Source organism: Psychrobacter sp. BI730, assembly GCF_013414195.1.
Lineage (GTDB): Bacteria > Pseudomonadota > Gammaproteobacteria > Pseudomonadales > Moraxellaceae > Psychrobacter.
Genome location: NZ_JAATTV010000010.1, coordinates 1 through 17,708, shown reverse-complemented (window position 1 = coordinate 17,708; position 17,708 = coordinate 1). Strand labels below are relative to the sequence as shown.

General features: G+C 40.5%; 14 protein-coding genes. 11 read left to right on the top strand and 3 right to left on the bottom strand.

Annotated features, from left to right (window positions below; genetic code table 11):
* Positions 1 to 210 precede the first annotated feature (210 nt).
* The 9 genes from HCZ91_RS08905 to HCZ91_RS08870 all read left to right on the top strand — a co-directional run bounded on the left by HCZ91_RS08905 (position 211) and on the right by HCZ91_RS08870 (position 7,352).
* Positions 211 to 1,140 (top strand): inovirus-type Gp2 protein, encoded by a 930-nt coding sequence (locus tag HCZ91_RS08905; RefSeq protein ID WP_179799100.1) that lies wholly within the window; start codon positions 211 to 213, stop codon positions 1,138 to 1,140.
* Between the two features lie 117 nt (positions 1,141 to 1,257).
* The gene (locus tag HCZ91_RS08900) at positions 1,258 to 1,521 is read left to right on the top strand and encodes a hypothetical protein (protein WP_179799099.1); all 264 of its coding nucleotides are present in this window, start codon (positions 1,258 to 1,260) and stop codon (positions 1,519 to 1,521) included.
* A gap of 54 nt (positions 1,522 to 1,575) precedes the next feature.
* Entirely contained in the window at positions 1,576 to 2,568 is a 993-nt protein-coding gene (locus tag HCZ91_RS08895; RefSeq protein ID WP_179799098.1) for a DUF932 domain-containing protein, read from the top strand.
* Between the two features lie 208 nt (positions 2,569 to 2,776).
* A complete protein-coding gene (locus tag HCZ91_RS08890; protein WP_257020029.1) occupies positions 2,777 to 3,787 on the top strand; it encodes a lambda-exonuclease family protein in 1,011 nt (336 codons plus the stop codon).
* 108 nt (positions 3,788 to 3,895) lie between these two features.
* Complete coding sequence (locus tag HCZ91_RS08885; RefSeq protein ID WP_179799096.1) at positions 3,896 to 4,813, top strand: hydrolase or metal-binding protein; 918 nt, start codon at positions 3,896 to 3,898, stop codon at positions 4,811 to 4,813.
* Positions 4,814 to 4,975: 162 nt separating this feature from the next.
* A complete protein-coding gene (locus HCZ91_RS08880) occupies positions 4,976 to 5,236 on the top strand; it encodes an AlpA family phage regulatory protein (protein ID WP_257020027.1) in 261 nt (86 codons plus the stop codon).
* Positions 5,237 to 5,571: 335 nt separating this feature from the next.
* Complete coding sequence (locus HCZ91_RS13965; RefSeq protein ID WP_101204408.1) at positions 5,572 to 5,922, top strand: IS630 transposase-related protein; 351 nt, start codon at positions 5,572 to 5,574, stop codon at positions 5,920 to 5,922.
* Positions 5,873 to 6,415 carry an IS630 family transposase gene (locus HCZ91_RS13960; RefSeq protein ID WP_257020026.1) on the top strand — a complete coding sequence of 181 codons (543 nt, stop codon included), beginning with the start codon at positions 5,873 to 5,875 and terminating at the stop codon, positions 6,413 to 6,415. Before HCZ91_RS13965 ends, HCZ91_RS13960 begins: the two co-directional genes overlap by 50 nt.
* 190 nt (positions 6,416 to 6,605) lie before the next feature.
* Entirely contained in the window at positions 6,606 to 7,352 is a 747-nt protein-coding gene (locus HCZ91_RS08870) for an IclR family transcriptional regulator (protein WP_179799094.1), read from the top strand.
* A gap of 142 nt (positions 7,353 to 7,494) precedes the next feature.
* On the opposite strand, the gene mmsB is transcribed toward HCZ91_RS08870, so the two are convergent.
* The 3 genes from mmsB to HCZ91_RS08855 form a co-directional block, all read right to left on the bottom strand.
* On the bottom strand, positions 7,495 to 8,448 hold the full coding sequence (mmsB, locus tag HCZ91_RS08865) for a 3-hydroxyisobutyrate dehydrogenase (protein WP_179799093.1): 954 nt from the start codon (positions 8,446 to 8,448) through the stop codon (positions 7,495 to 7,497).
* A gap of 409 nt (positions 8,449 to 8,857) precedes the next feature.
* The gene (locus HCZ91_RS08860; RefSeq protein ID WP_179799092.1) at positions 8,858 to 10,345 is read right to left on the bottom strand and encodes a CoA-acylating methylmalonate-semialdehyde dehydrogenase; all 1,488 of its coding nucleotides are present in this window, start codon (positions 10,343 to 10,345) and stop codon (positions 8,858 to 8,860) included.
* Positions 10,346 to 10,509: 164 nt separating this feature from the next.
* Positions 10,510 to 11,898 carry a GntP family permease gene (locus HCZ91_RS08855; protein WP_179799091.1) on the bottom strand — a complete coding sequence of 463 codons (1,389 nt, stop codon included), beginning with the start codon at positions 11,896 to 11,898 and terminating at the stop codon, positions 10,510 to 10,512.
* Between the two features lie 1,349 nt (positions 11,899 to 13,247).
* On the opposite strand from HCZ91_RS08855, the gene HCZ91_RS08850 reads away from it, so the two are divergent.
* Positions 13,248 to 14,438, top strand: coding sequence for an iron-containing alcohol dehydrogenase (locus HCZ91_RS08850; protein WP_179799090.1), 1,191 nt, complete (start codon positions 13,248 to 13,250; stop codon positions 14,436 to 14,438).
* 81 nt (positions 14,439 to 14,519) lie between these two features.
* Complete coding sequence (ppc, locus tag HCZ91_RS08845; RefSeq protein WP_179799089.1) at positions 14,520 to 17,294, top strand: phosphoenolpyruvate carboxylase; 2,775 nt, start codon at positions 14,520 to 14,522, stop codon at positions 17,292 to 17,294.
* Positions 17,295 to 17,708: the final 414 nt, after the last annotated feature.

Here is a 17,708-nt window from a genome sequence, read left to right as displayed (position 1 = left end):
TAATTAAAAAACCTAACTCCATCCTTTATGCATTTCTCAAAATCCACGCCTCACTCGCATCCAAACGCTACAAACTAAAAAAGCAGACAGCGCTTTCACGTGACCTGCTTAGTGGGGTATATATATTATGAGTTAATACTAGATACTAATCAGTTAGAAATTACACTCATCACAGATGGTTATGTACACCAAACCCAATGGAGCATAATCATGTCTTACTCACCTATTAATCAATCTTACCTTACCAATCACATTGACAAACTAGTCAGAGATATCTTGTCTTCCTCTGTAACCTGCAATGACATCAGAAATCAACTGAATGAGCTATATTTACCCCTCATGGAGAACTACGATACCGATCTATGTTACTCAGAACCTATCCAGGCATTTGTTTCTGGTACTGATGCTATTGTCGGCAATTCTTACCCGTGCAATATGATTTGGAACCGAGATAATATTCAACGATTGATCGAATCCATTTTATGTTGTAGGCAAGATGTGATTGGCGCAGACAATGTTTGGCAGATCCAAGAAAGAAAGAATAGAATTAAGCTTGAGACCTATGCTAGAAATGTGCTGAATCACTATTCAAAATCATTGGTTATCCGTGTCGATTTAATGTACACGCAGGAACACCGTGATCTAGTCACTATCCATATGTTCAATAATCACATGAAAAAGCTGAGAGAGCTTATCAGTAACAAGAAATCGTGCTTCAAATATTTACAAGGATATGCCTGGGCTTTAGAACAAGGTGGTAAGTATGGTGGGTTTCATTGTCACTTACTGCTCATATATGACGGGGCAAGACGTGAGGGCGACTGCGCTTTAGCTATAGAGATTAGTAAGAAGTGGAAGGCTATAACAGAAGGGCTTGGTGCTTATTACAACTGTAATAGTAATAAACATAAGAAAAAGCACCAAGTGAAAGATGAGTTCGGTAATGATCGATTAGGCGTCGGTATGATCCATCGTAATAACCTACGTCAGATTGAAAATGCGGTTTACTCAGCGTTGTATTTAACCAAGCTTGACAAGAAAGATCAGCAATTAAAAGTATGGCTCCCTAATATGCGTACCTTCGGTCATGGCACCTACCGTACAAAGAAGCGTCGAGGTTTACCGCCCATAACAAACTAATTTCAAATACATACTACATTCATGAGATCGAGCATTAGCGTCTTAATGCTCATCCTTACTCAACATCAAAGGCCTGCCTCGTGCAGGTCTTTTTTATGCGCGCAATAAGGAGCCCTTATGAAACCAGTATGTCCACGCTGTCAGTCGTCCACTGTTTATGTGATGACTGATAGTAACGAGCTGTTATCACCCGCTGCACTGATCGGTCTTGGTGTCAGTCTATGCAAATCATTCAAAGTCCATCCTATGATCGGTGTGGTTGCAGGTACTGCGATTGCAGCCGTCATCGAGCTTGCAGAGCCTCATAGCACTTTACCGATGCTCATCAATAAGCAGCATCGCTGTGATGACTGTACGCACGTTTTTTCAACCCTCAACTAATGAATAAACGCATTACTCAATGCATTTAACTTATCAATAAAAAGGAAATGAATCATGGCACATTTAATCGAAAATATGGCTTATGTCGGCGATACCCCGTGGCACGGTCTCGGCAGTCAGCTACCAAAGAATCAGCCTATTGAAGTCTGGGCTCGTGAGGCTGGTATGGATTGGCGTATCGAATCCTCAGACGTCAGCTACATGGCAAGCAATGAAAAAGGCCAAAGCCTTATCATGCCCTTCGACAGCAATAAGGTCCTGTACCGCAGCGATAACCTAGAACCATTATCAGTGGTCAGTCAACGCTACCAAGAAGTACAGCCACGTGAAATTCTAGAGTTCTATCGTGATCTTACTGAACAATCACACTTTGAGCTTGAGACGGCAGGGGTATTAAAGGGTGGTCGTAAGATGTGGGCACTCGCTCGTACAGGTCAGTCTATGACTCTCAAAGGCGGTGATGTCAGTAACGGCTATCTGCTACTAGCAACCGCTTGCGATGGCACGCTTGCGACCACTGCACAGTTCACTAATATTCGTGTGGTGTGTAATAACACCTTAGCGATTAGCCTCGCTGACGGCAGCGGCGGCGTGGTGAAAGTACCGCACAGCACCTCCTTTGATGCGGACAAGGTCAAGCAGCAATTAGGCGTCTCTGTTAAGCAGTGGAATGAACACATGTATGAAATGAAGCAGTTAACCCAGCGCCGTGTAACCCAAGCAGAAGCAGCAAATTACCTGAACCGTGTGTTTAACGATCAGGACAATGACATCATTCTGTTTAACAGTGCTAAGAAAGAAAAAGATGCGGTGCCCAATGCCCGTGCCATGAATCAGGTAATGAACATGTTTAACGGTCAAGGTCGCGGTGCAGATTTGGATTCAGCACGTGACACAGCTTATGGGCTGCTATCAGCAATGACAGAGTACGTGGACCATGAGCGCAGAGCAATGTCGACAGATCATAGGCTCGATTCTGCTTGGTTCGGTGCAGGCGCTAAGCTCAAAGACAAAAGCTTAGAGGAAGCCTTTGCACTGATTGCCTAAAGACGCTTAGTACGTTCAATACATTAAACCACGCTTTCAAGCGTGGTTTTTTTATGCCGTTTGTTTGTCAGTAATCAGTAATCAACTAATAACCAATTTAACGAAGGAATTTACCATGAACATGATCGCATTAAACACCCATACTCAGCCAAGACAGGCTAAACGCACTACTGTGAAGCGTAAACCAGCAGTGGTGAAAACCAAGCAAATGGATAGCACTGATAAACCTACTCAACTGAACACATCAACGACTGCTAAGCGCTTGGTGAATACCAAAGACTTAAGCCGTGAGGACTGGCTACAAGTACGCAGACAAGGCATTGGCAGCTCTGATGCCGCTGCCGCTTGTGGTATCCACCCATACCTATCCATGCTTGAGCTGTGGATGATTAAGACCGGACGCATGAGCTCAGACATCGATGAGAGCATCGAGGGGTATTCGCCACTGTATTGGGGTAATACCTTGGAGCCGATGGTGGCTAAGTACTATCAAGAACATACCGGCAATAAGGTGCGCCGCGTGAATGCTATCTTGCAGCACCCTGATCCTGACAAAGCCTTTATGCTTGCCAATTTAGACTATGCAATTACTGGTAGTGACGAGGTACAAATACTAGAGTGTAAAACTGCTGGGGAGCATGGGGCAAAATTATGGAAGCATGGCGTGCCGTTATATGTCACTTGCCAAGTACAGCATCAACTGGCGGTGACTGGTAAAACTGCTGCCCATATCTGCGTGCTGCTTTGTGGTCATGAAGCCAAGATATACAAGGTTGAGCGTGACGAGCGCTTGATTGAGTCCATCATGGAGCATGAGCGTCTGTTCTGGCAGTACGTAGAAACCGACACACCGCCAACGCCTGATCATTCTGAATCCGTTGCTCGAGCATTAAAGCAGCTTTATCCAACCGCTAAGCCTTCAAGCAAGCTTGATCTGCGAGATGACGATGGTGCCAATAAGTTGTTTGAGCAGTTGCTGAGCTACCGTGACTATATGCAAGAGCTAGAGCAGCGCCATGATCAGGTGAAGCATCAGCTGCAAAGCTTAATTCAAGATAATGAGGTGGCAGTGTTTGAAAAAGGGGCTATTTCGTGGAAGCGCTCGAAAGACAGTGTCGGTCTTGATAGTAAGGCTGTCATTAAAGCCCATCCTGAACTGTTAGCTAAATTCAGTAAACCCCGTCAAGGCAGTAGACGCTTTGTTGTCTTAAACGATTAAGCCGCTATCTATTCTCAACAAACCAACAAACCAGATCTAGCGCATAACCGCCCACCTATCATAGGTGGGTTTTTTTATGGCTAAACAAAACACACAAGGAATATCACCATGATTAAAGGTCTAACCATAACCCCGCCTGTACTTGGTCGTATCAGCATTGGACGTGTCATTGTCAAAGATGGCAAACGTCTCCCTGCCAAAGACGATCAGTTCACCATTACCAGTCAAATACAGAATAAGGAGGGCTGGATCAACCATCCCCTTGATGAAAAGCTACGTGCAAAGAGTGACGGTAAGCTTCGGCAAATACCGGTTCGTATGCTGTTTAATGATCCGACGCTAAATCTACGTGCTGAATACACGCTGTTCGATAGGCAAACTGGACGCCCACTATGCGTGGGTGATGGTGAGCAATGTCAGCGCCGCACAAGCAAAGGCATAGAAACACTGCCATGCCCATCACCCGATCGTTGCCCACTGGCGCAAGGCGGTGCTTGTAAACCTTATGGTCGTCTGTACGTCAATCTGTCTGAAGACGATGAGCTGGGTACGTTTATCTTTCGCACGACGGGCTTTAATAGCATTAGGACGCTTTCGGCACGCTTAAGCTACTTTGCTGCAGTATCCGGCAATAAGCTGTCGTGTTTACCACTACAATTAACCCTAAGAGGTAAAAGCACAACGCAAAGCTATCGTACGCCGATTTACTTTGTGGATTTAACTTTGCGTGATGGGGTGACACTTAAAGATGCGGTGTCTAATGCACAGTCAATTGATCGTGAGCTTAGTGAACACGGCTTTGATCAAGCAGCATTAGAGGCAGCGGCAAAGCTTGGTTATGTGAACTCATGCTTTGAGAGTGATAATGATGAGGCGTTGGCAGTGGTGCAAGAGTTCTATCCAGTCGAGACAGGCGATTCTGGTCAATATCAAGATGAGCATGGGCACTTGAACCATGGTTTAGCCGATCATGACATGACTAGCATTGAGCAGGGATTACGGCAAAGCGTGACGGCGGTGAGCTAGTGAATCGGAGCCAGGCATAAAAAAGGAGCTGAGTCATTCAGCTCCTTTTTTATTAACTGTATCAAAAGCTAATCGTAGGATGGCATGGGATGCAGTAAAAAATTATAGGACTCGGTAAGTATATGAGAGGAGATGCTCTCATTCACTTATAAGGAGCAAATCATGGAAAGCTTGAAAACTAACAATCAAATTGAAGCCGAGAGTTTGAGTGCAGTACGCATGCCACGGATGTTACCACTTAAAGAAGTTATCTACTTTACTGGACTAAGTAGTACAACTATTTACGATATGTTAGACAAAAAGTCTAATCGCTATGACCCTACTTTTCCAATTCAGGTTAAGCTATCAAAAGGACGTGTAGCATGGGTAGAGAGTGAGGTTGCTCAGTGGTTGGGTGAAAAGATAGCTGCGAGAGCTCACTAAGTAACTATGTATAAATAAGCCACTTCGAGTGGCTTACTCTTTCACCGCTCTAAACTAATTTGAACTTATAATCGTTTACGACTCTCAATAAGAGAGTTCTTAACAGATATATGGTTACCAGATGCTGTATAAAACCCTTGAAGACTAGGTGATATTGCCAAAATTGATCAAAAAATTATAGATAATCCTTACTTACTATGCCGTAAGATATTTTCACACTTTATATTCACAATACTCAATTTATAATAGCTAAGATATTAATACTATCTATCTATAGTCTAATCCAAATAAAACCGATACAACCCTATTAACAATTGCATTTAATGAAATAAACGATGACTTATTCAATAGACTATCGCAAACAGGTACTTTCTAGCATCACTGATGGTATGACCATACGAGAAGCTGCGCTATTTTATGGACTTAGCACCAGCACCATTCACAGCTGGCAGAAGAAATTAGCGCCTAAAACAACCAGAAATAAAGCACCGACTAAAATACCTGATGACGCATTGATTGAAGACGTAAAAAGATACCCAGATGATTATAATTATGAAAGAGCTCGTCGCTTGAACTGTAGTAAAACGGGCATCTTTAATGCTTTAAAGCGTCTTGGTATCAGTCAAAAAAAAGACCTTGGAACATCCAAAAGCGTGTCCGATAAAAAGAGCGATATTCCAGAATAGGCTTGATCGCTTTACTCAGCAAGGCTATCCCATTGTCTATATGGATGAAAGCGGCTTTGAGGCTGAAACCATTCGTTCTCATGGCTATGCACCGATTGGTAAACCCTGTATCGATAGCTACAACTGGCAAGCTTCGAGACGTACTAATGTCATCGGAGCTCTCTATGAAAAAATGCTATTTGCGCTTGATTACTTTGAACACAATATTAACAGCAGCATATTCTACCACTGGTGCAAATACACGCTAATCCCAAGTCTTAAAACTAAATGCGTGATTGTCATGGATAATGCTCGATTTCATAAGAGTAAGCGTATTCAAAAGCTACTTAATAGATATGGTCATCGTATTTTATGGCTGCCGCCTTACAGCCCTGATCTAAACCCTATCGAGAAAAAATGGGCACAGGCTAAGTTTCTACGCCAAGGATGGATGGAGAATAATCTATTTAAACTGTTTCATGATATGGGCTGTATCGATTTTATAAAGACTTAACTATATATAGATATCGAATTAAGCCAAAAATATTAATTTATTGTAAAGATATTTTTTAACATGCTATAAAAACCTCTAAATCTTTAAACTATTTATTAAAAAAACAAATCAAAAAATATGTTAAGATTAATATTATTTTTTTCAAAAAATTATTATATATATTTTTTATTATCCTAGCTGAGCATTTTTTATGTCTAAAGTATCATCTATTAACCGAGTGCTAGAGATCATTGAAACTATATCTTATGCTCCAAAACCACTCTCTCCATTTGAGATATCGCAAATACTAGATATCCCTAAACCCACTACTCATCGATTGATTCAGAATTTAATTAATGAGGATTTCGTAGCAGCTGATATTGGTGGTGGTATAATTCCTGGTAAACGTGTGCGTAATCTGAGCATTGAACTTTGGCAACAGGGACAGTTCTTTAATAAGCGCCAAATTATTTTAAAAAAATTAGTTGACGAAATTAAGGAAACTTGTGGGATTAGTGTCCCTTACTATACAAATATGATCTATACCGATCGTATAAACACAGTACTACCTCTACAAATATACCTACCTGTTGGGTTAAAATCACCTATGTGGTGTACAGCGACTGGTAAACTATATTTGAGCCAATTGAGTAAGACTAGCCGTCACAGAATATTAAAAAGCTTATCACTTAATAAGTTTACTAGAAATACAATCATCGATTTCAATATGTTGAATGCTGAAATCGACAGTATCGCTGAGACAGGCATCAGTATTGATAATGAAGAATTCATCTCCGAGATGGTAGGAATAGCGGTACCGATAGTAGATAAAAAATCACGCTATATAGCATCATTATATTTGCATGCTCCTACAGTACGAGCTTCGTTAGACGACCTGTTGATACATGTTCCACTTCTTCGTAAAGCCGCGCATGACATTCAAGCATTAATGTACTAGCCAAAAAACTGATTGATTGATATAAAAAATCCATCTGTACTAATAACCAGGTTATTAGTACAGATGGACAATCTAGATAAATTCTTTCTAAATTTAATACGTGTGTATTTCAGCACTTATTTTTTTACCTATCATACTACCACTACAGTATCGAAGCATCATGACGTGCAATGATGCTTGAAAAGTCTTTATCACCATGCTGGACAGAATGAACATCATAGAGCTCAGCTGCTTTCGAGCCCATCGGGATATCCACCTTGGTTTCTGAAGCGGTTTGCATAGCGAGATTTAAGTCTTTATTCATCAGTTTAGTCATAAAACCGCCTTTATAACTATTACTTGAAGGTACATTGTTCATCACTTTTGGATAAGGGTTATAAACCTCTAGTGTCCAATTACGCCCTGAACTTTGCAACATAATATCTGACAACACTTTTGGATCTAGACCATTTTTGACACCTAGGTTAATAGCCTCTGCTGTTCCTGCCATCAAAATACCTAGCAACATATTATTGCATATCTTTGCTACTTGCCCCGCCCCATTATTGCCAGCGTGAAAGATATTCTTACCCATTGATTCCAGTATAGGCTCGGCTCTAGCATATGCCTCAGTACTACCACCTACGATAAACGTCAGGTTTCCTGCAATTGCAGCGCCTGTACCACCTGAGACTGGCGCGTCTAAAAATTCAATGCCATATCTGTTAGCAGCGTCCGCTACCATGCGTGCATCTGCAGCTGCTATAGTACTACTATCGATAACTAATGTACCTTTTGGTAATCCCGACAGTAATCCCTCGTCATTCAGATAAACAGAGTGAACATGCTTTCCAGCAGGTAACATAGTAATAACAACTTGTGCATTATTCGTCGCATCTTTTGGACTATCAGCAACTCTAGCACCTGCTTGATGTAAACGCTGGGTTGCAGCTTCAGAGAGATCAAATACCGACAGCTTATAACCTGCCTTTAATAGGTTCTCTGCCATTGGCGCACCCATGTTACCAAGGCCGATAAACGCAATATCTGGCTTTGAAACATCATTAGCTGATGTACTATTATTATATTTTTCTTTTATTGTTTCCAATGCATTCATATCATCAATCCTTGACAGTCATATTATTAATTTATCTTTATCATTAATAATATTTTAAATTCACTTTAAATATATATCGCTTATGAACTTAAACACTTTTCAAAAATTTTATTTTCTTATATCAAAATAAGAATATTATTCGATAAAAATAAAAAATCCTAAAATATTTACATGTTAGTTAACTATCTAAAATTAAATTTATTTTTTATTCTAGATTAGCTAAATACTTTCTATTATAAAAACTATAAAGCATAAGAAAGAGATACATAAGTAGATTACTTAATTTTTAATTTAGCAACTCCAATATAGAGACGGCACAAGAAAATGATTTCAAAAAAATCTTTATAAGTTTAAACCTAAAGAATCTAGAAAAATAAAAATGTGCCGCCAAAATATATTGGATTAATGATTACATTGAAATAGTGGTATTGACTTTACCACGGCTTGCTTCATCATCGAACCAACGTGCAGTAACCGTCTTAGTGTGAGTATAGAACTGTACTGCTTGCTTACCATAAGGACCGAGATCACCAAGTTTACTGGCACGCGAACCTGAGAATGAGAACATCGGTAGTGGCACAGGAATTGGCAAGTTAATACCGATTTGACCAACCATAATATCCTGTTGGAACTTATGAGCAGCCGCTCCTGACTGAGTAAAGATAGCGGTACCATTACCGTTTGGATTGGCATTAAGTAGCTCAATCGCCTCATCCAGGTCAGCTGCACGCATAATACAAAGCACTGGGCCAAAGATTTCTTCTTTGTAGATTTGCATATCACTTGTGACATTATCAAAGATGGTCGGCCCTACGAAGTTGCCTTTCTCATAGCCATCAACCTTGATACCGCGACCATCAAGAAGTAGACTGGCGCCCTCTTCAACCCCAGTACCAATCAGATGCTCAACACGGGCTTTTGCGGCAGGAGAAATCAGTGGGCCTAAATCTTTGTCGTCTTTACCTGCTGAAACCACTAAGCCTTCTGCTTTGGCTTTGATATCATCAACCCATTCCCCTGCTGCGCCGACTAGAACCACAACTGACAATGCCATACAACGTTGGCCAGCAGCACCAAAGGCAGCACCCGCGAGCTGATTGAGTGTTTGTTCTTTATTGGCATCAGGTAGGATAACGCCATGGTTTTTGGCGCCCATCATGCACTGTGCACGTTTGCCAGATTGACTAGCACGCTCATAAACATGCTTTCCAACGTGGGTAGATCCAACAAATGAAACCGCTTTGATGTCTGGGTGATCACAAATAGCATCAACTGTCGCCTTGCCACCATGCACCACGTTTAGCACACCTTCAGGGACGCCCGCTTCTACTGCCAGCTCAATCAAACGCATGGTGACCATTGGGTCTTGCTCAGAAGGTTTAAGGACAAAGGTGTTACCCGTAGCAATCGCCATTGGGAACATCCATAGTGGAATCATCGCTGGGAAGTTAAACGGGGTGATACCAGCACAGACGCCAAGTGGCTGCCAAACACTATAAGTATCAACGCCTGAGGCAACGTTTTCAACATAGTCACCAATCTGTAAGTTAGCAATACCCGCTGCATGCTCAACCACTTCTAAACCACGGAACACATCCCCGCGAGCGTCAGCGATAGTCTTGCCCTGCTCTGCTGTCAGAATTTCTGCCAGCTCATCCATATGCTCACGAATGAGTGCTTGATATCTTAAAAAGATACGAGCACGAGTAGTGATTGGCGTTTTGCGCCACGTTTGGAAAGCTTTCTGGGCGGCAGCGACGGCCTGATTGATCTCATCGTCAGTGGTTTGTGGGACTTTAGCGATGACTTCTTGCGTGGCAGGATCGGTGATATCAATCCATTCGCTGGTATTAGAGTCAACGAATTGACCATTGATAAGTTGTTTAACATGTTGCATAAGATATCCTTATCTTTTCAGATTTTGTTTCAGGTTAAAAAAGTGAGCCTATATAAATTAGATCTTATAGAAATATCTATAATAATGATACGATAAATATCATTATACAAGAAATTCACTAAGTGGCAATTGTTTCTTTAATTATGTATATAATAATTTTTTCTCTAGAAAGATCCGAACATAGTACCTAGGAAGATGACTAAAGTTAGAGCAACTAAAGGGATAACAACGGCTACAGCAAATATATCTTTATATGATTCTCTATGGGTTAAGCCACAAATAGTTAGCATTGTTATTATTGCACCGTTATGTGGTAGTGAATCCAAACCACCTGAAGCCAGAGAAGCTATACGATGCATTAGTTCAGGGTCGATATTGTATTGTTGTGCCAACTGCATATAGTTTGCGCCCATAATTTCTAGAGCGATGCCCAAACCGCCAGAAGCAGAACCTGTAATACCCGCTAAAACGTTAACCATAATTGCTTCTGATATAAGAGGGTTTCCAGGTGCAATCCCCATAAGGTATTGCTTGATGACAGCGAAGCCTGCAAGAGTAGCAATCACAGAGCCATAACCTACCTCTGAAGCGGTATTGAAGATTGGTAGTAAAGAACCCGTCGCACCTTTATTTAAACTATCTGCCACACTGTCTATTCTTTTAAAATTTAAGACAATAACAAAAAGGCAGGCTAAAAATAACGACAAAATAATAGCCCAAATTCCAATAACTGAGCTTAGTGTTATTCCTCCAAACTTCTCATCGGCTAAATAACTATTATTCCATAAAGGTATTACCACCTTTGAAAAAACATAGTTTCCTACGATAACAATGACAATTGGTAGCAGAGCCACCCAAAAGTTAGGGATATTCATACCAGAATGAGGCTCTTTCTCATTCAACGTATGATTTCCATAACCTTCATTGTTGATACCTGCAATGTGTAATTGGCGATGCATCCATAGCATCCCCCCACCTAGCATAACTATCGCTGCAATAATACCTAATCCAGGAGCTGCAAAAGCATCAGTCTCAAAATACGGCATAGGAATGACATTATGAATTGCAGGAGAACCTGGTAATGCCGTCATCGTTAGTGTTAGAGCGCCAATACAAATTGCACCAGGTATAAGTCTTTTAGGTATGTTTGCTTGTTTAAATAAAGAGGCAGCAATAGGGTATATTGCAAAAGTAACGACGAATGCTGATACACCTCCATAAGTCAGGATGGAACATGCAAGCACTACTGCTAACAAAGCATGTTTATCCCCCAGTTTATTAACTATATTACGGGCGATGCTATAAGCATAACCAGAATCTTCCATCAGCTTGCCAAAAATAGCACCCAATATAAATAGTGGGAAATATTTGACAGCAAAACCTCCTAGACCCTGCATAAACACTTCAGTATAAATACCCATGGTTTGGCTGCTTTCACCACTCAAAACAACAGCTAAAATAGCGAGCACAGGGGCCAAAACCAATACACTGACACCTCGATAGGCAAAAAACATTAGCAATGCCAAGGATAATAAAATAGCAAAAATACTCATGGTTTCGATTTCCTTCCATAGAAAAAGATGTGCTGTGAAATAAGTGATTCAGAGGGGCTAAAAAGTATTATTGCAATAACATCTAAAAAAATAGTATCAATTGGTCAGACTATAAAACCTTTCATAGTTGAAAGATTTTTCCTATATTTTTATTAATATGCCTTTTATATCTTGATGTACCCTCAATGACTCTCTTAATAAAATGCAAGATAATTTATAACTTAATAATATTCTGTAGAATGACTAACGATTCTGATTATCATCATTAATTTGCCAACGAATTGAATGACAATTGTTTGTTAAATAAAAAGAATGATTGGTACATGCTAGATGGATAAGATGCTTCGTTAGGTTTTATCACTCGAGAAAATAAGCATGAGGGTTGAGTATTCATGATGGCTATCCTTAGCACGAACTAATATGGTTAACAGAACTATGATAATTTAAGTTGTAAAAACATACTTTGAAGTAGTATTTAAAAAATATTACTATGAAAACAAAATAACCGATACAAAATGTATCGGTTTAAAATTTAACAGAGCTGCAAACGAACGTCAATCAATAAATACTTAATTCTGTTAATTTGGCTGTATAGACTGGGCAAAAGTACATTCATAAATATGGATTAATTCACTGTAAACAACCAAAATTCCGTTATATTCAGTGTACTAATTAGGAGAGAAATACAGTTAATGTCTTCATTATCTTGATCATAAATATCAGTCTGATTGATATCGCAAAAGAATTTACTATCTACAAAAATAGCTTAATAATTGAGCCTATTTCTCCATGCTACGATATGTCAGCCTACTAAAAACACGACATCAGACCTTTCTACTTGCTATAACGATAATATTTGTTCCTTTAATACTTGTTATTATAAAAATATCCTGTTAATTTCTTATAACGATATAATATATATCGTTATAACGATGTCTTTATATGCAGATTCCACATGATAAATATATCAACAACTCTACTACCTTTATGATTGTTGATGTACGTAGCTCAGCGTGTCATTTTCTTCTTATTACTATTAGTCGTGTTTGTTACGCTTTTAACGAGTGCAGTGTGTATAGAGCTGGACAGTCATATGAAAGCATTCATGAAAAGGTCCATATAAATATATCGTTAGCTTTCCTTCACTTTTTTACCAACGACTATATTTGCAAAAACAATAGATGACTCAAGATCTGTACTTAGAATTGCAGACTCAATATTCACAAGACTTAGTAAGAAACAAGCTATTCTATCGATCGTGAAGTTCTGCGCTATTTTTATTTTATGATTAATAGGCTCGTTTTAGAACAGTATTAGACACATAGTGATTAACACAAGGATGGTTAAATATGTCACATAGTATTCTTCTACCAAGAATCATGGAGGTAGGTCGCGATGCATGTCAAAAGCTACCAACCATATTAGATAGCTTAGGTATTAAAAACCCTCTCATCATTACGGATGAGATGATGGTTAAATTGGGTTATGTAGATACATTACAAACTATTTTGAAAGAAGTTCAGATTACGGCTGATGTGTTCTCAGATACTATGCCTGAACCTACTGCAAGCTCTATTGAATCAGGAGTGCAGCAGGTACGGCACCAAGAATATGATGGTTTGATTGCCTTAGGTGGAGGGAGTCCTATAGATAGTGCAAAAGCAATTTCAATTTTAGGGAAGTTTGGTGGCGTCATTAATGACTATAAATTTCCTCATCAAGTAAATGAAGCAGGTTTACCTATTATTGCGATACCTACTACGGCAGGAACAGGGTCAGAGGTGACCAGGTTTACTATTATTACTGATGAAACAAACAACGAGAAGCTGTTGTGCGTTGGTATGGGGTTTATGCCTGTAGCGGCCATTATTGATTATAGCCTTACTATGAGTGTCCCTCCTCGAACCACTGCTGATACTGGCATTGATGCAATGACTCATGCTATAGAGGCTTATGTCAGTCAAAAACGTAACGCTTATAGTGATCAACAAGCTTTAGCTGCATTACGTTTGATTGGGCCCAATCTACAAAAGGCTTATCATAATGGCGAAGATGAGGATGCTCGTGAAGCCATGATGTTAGGTTCTACGTTAGCTGGTATTGCATTCTGTAATTCATCAGTGGCTTTGGTGCATGGAATGAGCAGACCGATTGGCGCTTTTTTTCACGTACCGCATGGTTTATCAAATGCGATGCTATTGTCGACGATTACTGAATTTGGGATATCAGGTACTCCAGAGCGATATGCAGATTGTGCACGTGCATTAGGAGTGGCGAGCTTTAATGATAATGATGATCAAGCGAATATGAATTTGATTACGTATCTAAAAAACCTCAATATCGAACTCAAAGTTCCTACATTGCAACAATTTGGAGTTCAAAAAACTGATTTTGATGCGCTAATAAATACCATGTGTGAACAAGCATTTTCCTCAGGTTCGCCTAACAACAACCCCCGAATACCCAGTTTGGAAGAAATGGTTCAACTTTATACATTGTTATGGGCAGAAAGTAGCTCAGATGATGTTTCGACAAGCTAATAAAACTAAAGCTTACTTTATAAACATTACGCTTAAGACGGCACAGCTGTTTTACTCAAAAATATGATAAGAAGGTTAAGGATGACTATAAATAATGACGTATTACGTGAACGCATCAGCTTATTAGGCTCATTCCTAGGAGATGCGATTTCTCGCCAGACGGGCGAAGAAACGCTTAATACGATTGAAACCCTGCGTAAAGGTTTTATTCAACAACGCCGTGATCCTAACAAAGCGAACAAGCAACAACTTATCGACTTCATCGCCTCGTTAGATAATCGAACCTTAAAAAATGTCATCCGCAGCTTTTCTATCTATTTCTTTTTAGCAAATCTAAGTGAGGAAAATTACTTACGCGAGCAGCGTCATGCCTTGCGTATGCAATCCGATCAAAGCTGGGAAGGCTCGTTTCGTCGTACTTTACTAGAGTGTCGTGAGCGCAATGTTGAACCTGCACAAATGCAAGAGCTGATTGAACAGCTAAAATTCATACCTGTCTTTACCGCCCATCCTACTGAAGCGCGCCGCCGTACGACCATGAATCTATTGCAGAGTCTATTTACTCATAGCGACGCCTTAAACAATCTTGCAGAAGACAGCTTTGCCTACGAACAAGCAAAAGAAAAAACGGCGCAAACGATTGATTTATTATGGTCATCAGATGAAGTGCGTACGCGTAAGCCATTAGTCTATGACGAGATAAATAATGGTCTGCATTATTTTAATGCCAGTTTATTTAATGCCATTCCAAAGGTTTATCGCAATATTAAAGACGCCATTGTTGATATCTATCCAGAGCTAACAGACTACCCATTACCTGCTTTCATGAGCTTCGGCTCATGGATCGGTGGTGATAGAGATGGCAATCCCTTTGTCACTCATGACACCACAGAAATGGCGGTATTGATGCATGCCGATACCGTGCTGCGTCATTATCAAGTACTGCTAAAAAAACTGCGTCGTGAACTCATTCACAGCGATACGATTATCAATATTGCGCCAGACGTTTATGCTCGTATAAAAGCGTACGCCACTCTCGATCAAAAAGTATTTTATTATAATCCTGACGATTACAACAATGAGCCGTACCGCAGATTGTTATCGATTATTCTTGCCAAAATAAAAGCGACCAATCGCCACATTCAAAGCAAAGGTACAGACCTCGACGCCGCACACGATGCTTACGCCAACCCGCAAGAGTTGTTAGAAGATTTACGCATCATTCGAAAAAGTGTCAATACTCATGACAAGGCTCATGGCGAAGGGCTATTACTCGATACGATTCGTCTGGTCAAAACCTGCGGCTTTTATCTAGCAGCGCTCGATATCCGCCAAGAGTCGTCTTATCATAGTGAAGTGATCGCCGATATTTTCGCCAATGCCTCGAACTTACCAGACTATCAAACGCTGGGTGAAACCGAGCGCCAAGAGTGGTTGACGCGTTTACTTGAAAAGCCTGGTACACCGCTCATTTATACCGATAACTTGACTGATAAAACACGTGGACAATTGGCTTTAATGAACTCTGTGGCAACATTACGTAAACTGGTCGGGCAAGATACTTTTGGTAGTTATGTGATTTCGATGACCAACAATGCCAGTCAATTATTAGAAGTCTTACTACTGATGCGTTTTGCAGGCTTGTGCAGGGTTGATGGTACAGGTCAGCTGTCTGCTGACTTACCCGTCGCACCCTTGTTTGAAACCATCGAAGATCTTAAAAATATCGATAAGATCTTACCTGCCGTGTTGGACAACCCACTGTATCGAGGGTTGCTACAACACTCAGATAATACCCAAGAAATCATGTTAGGCTATTCAGATTCATCGAAAGATGGCGGCATTATTACGTCTGCATGGCAGCTTTATAGCGCGCAGCAAACCATTAACCGTATCGCTGCTGAATATGGTATCAAAACACGCCTGTTTCATGGGCGCGGTGGCTCTGTCAGTCGTGGCGGTGGCTCAACACATAATGCAATTGCCGCTCAGCCCGCAGGGACACTGCATGGAGAAATTAAAGTCACTGAGCAGGGCGAAGTGCTTTATGCCAAATATGCCAACACCGATACCGCTGTATTTGAGCTCACCATGGGCATCACTGGTACCCTCAAAGCGTGCTCAACAAGATTTGTGGTGCAACCGCCTGAACTACCAAATTATGAAGCACTCTTTGCGCGTCTAGCAGATGCGGGTGAACAAAGTTATCGTACGCTTACGGACCATACCGAAGGGTTTTATCAATTCTATTCACAAGTGACGCCAGTGCAGGAAATCTCTTTATTAAATATTGGCTCGCGCCCAGCGCACCGTAATAAAGGCCTGCCAAGTAAGACAACCTTGCGGGCGATTCCCTGGGTATTTGGTTGGTCTTTAGCGCGCTTTACCCTACCAGCTTGGTATGGCGTAGGTAATGCTCTTCATAGCGTTAAAGAAGACGAAGCTTTAATGAGGGAGATGAACAGTTGCTGGCCATTTTTTAACGTATTTATTAGTAATATTGAAATGGCTTTTACCAAATCTGAGATGAGCATTGCTCAGGCTTATAGCCAGCTATGTGAAGATGAGGGATTACGTGAAAAGATTATGCAAGCGGTAATCGATGAGCATCATCTAACCTTCTCAGGTTTGAACTCTTTGCTCAATCAGACATCGTTATTGGCGCACCAGCAAAGCCTAGCCGCGTCACTACAATGGCGAAATGCTTATTTAGATCCGATTAATTACATCCAAATCGAGTTGTTGAAACGTGCCAGACAAAAAGACGCTACAGATAATGACGATGATCTTGCTGTTGAAGATCCATTAATCCGTAGTATCAATGCTTTGGCAGCGGGTCTGCGCAATACGGGTTAATGATCAAAGTAGCAGATCTATTGAATGAATATAGTAAATCTTAAGTAGTTGAATAGCGGTGATGCTCTTTAAGTAAATTAGAAAAAATTCTGTGGTTCTTTGCATCAAGCATCAACACGCTATGACTTCTCTTCCCCTATTCAGGTTAAGCTATCAAAGGACGTGTAGCATGGGTAGAGAGTGAGGTTGCTCAGTGGTTGGGTGAAAAGATAGCTGCGAGAGCTCACTAAGTAACTATGTATAAATAAGCCACTTCGAGTGGCTTATTTTTTTCTCTTTGCTTAATGCCTATCAAGGATATGGATTGAAAACCAATAAATAAAAGTGAACTACTATCTAGGGCGTGTTGAACATTCATAATTTGAGCCAGATATAAGCACAAGCAAGAGCGACCGTATTTTCATAACTCTGCTT

What these genes read in the sequence shown, in the direction of transcription:
- HCZ91_RS08850 (WP_179799090.1), top strand. Translation starts at nt 13,248, where the DNA reads ATGTCACATAGTATTCTTCTACCAAGAATCATGGAGGTAGGTCGCGAT.
- HCZ91_RS08860 (WP_179799092.1), bottom strand. Translation starts at nt 10,345, where the DNA reads ATGCAACATGTTAAACAACTTATCAATGGTCAATTCGTTGACTCTAAT.
- HCZ91_RS08855 (WP_179799091.1), bottom strand. Translation starts at nt 11,898, where the DNA reads ATGAGTATTTTTGCTATTTTATTATCCTTGGCATTGCTAATGTTTTTT.
- mmsB (WP_179799093.1), bottom strand. Translation starts at nt 8,448, where the DNA reads ATGAATGCATTGGAAACAATAAAAGAAAAATATAATAATAGTACATCA.
- HCZ91_RS13965 (WP_101204408.1), top strand. Translation starts at nt 5,572, where the DNA reads ATGACTTATTCAATAGACTATCGCAAACAGGTACTTTCTAGCATCACT.
- HCZ91_RS08890 (WP_257020029.1), top strand. Translation starts at nt 2,777, where the DNA reads ATGGATAGCACTGATAAACCTACTCAACTGAACACATCAACGACTGCT.
- HCZ91_RS08905 (WP_179799100.1), top strand. Translation starts at nt 211, where the DNA reads ATGTCTTACTCACCTATTAATCAATCTTACCTTACCAATCACATTGAC.
- HCZ91_RS08880 (WP_257020027.1), top strand. Translation starts at nt 4,976, where the DNA reads ATGGAAAGCTTGAAAACTAACAATCAAATTGAAGCCGAGAGTTTGAGT.
- HCZ91_RS08870 (WP_179799094.1), top strand. Translation starts at nt 6,606, where the DNA reads ATGTCTAAAGTATCATCTATTAACCGAGTGCTAGAGATCATTGAAACT.
- ppc (WP_179799089.1), top strand. Translation starts at nt 14,520, where the DNA reads ATGACTATAAATAATGACGTATTACGTGAACGCATCAGCTTATTAGGC.
- HCZ91_RS08895 (WP_179799098.1), top strand. Translation starts at nt 1,576, where the DNA reads ATGGCACATTTAATCGAAAATATGGCTTATGTCGGCGATACCCCGTGG.
- HCZ91_RS08885 (WP_179799096.1), top strand. Translation starts at nt 3,896, where the DNA reads ATGATTAAAGGTCTAACCATAACCCCGCCTGTACTTGGTCGTATCAGC.
- HCZ91_RS08900 (WP_179799099.1), top strand. Translation starts at nt 1,258, where the DNA reads ATGAAACCAGTATGTCCACGCTGTCAGTCGTCCACTGTTTATGTGATG.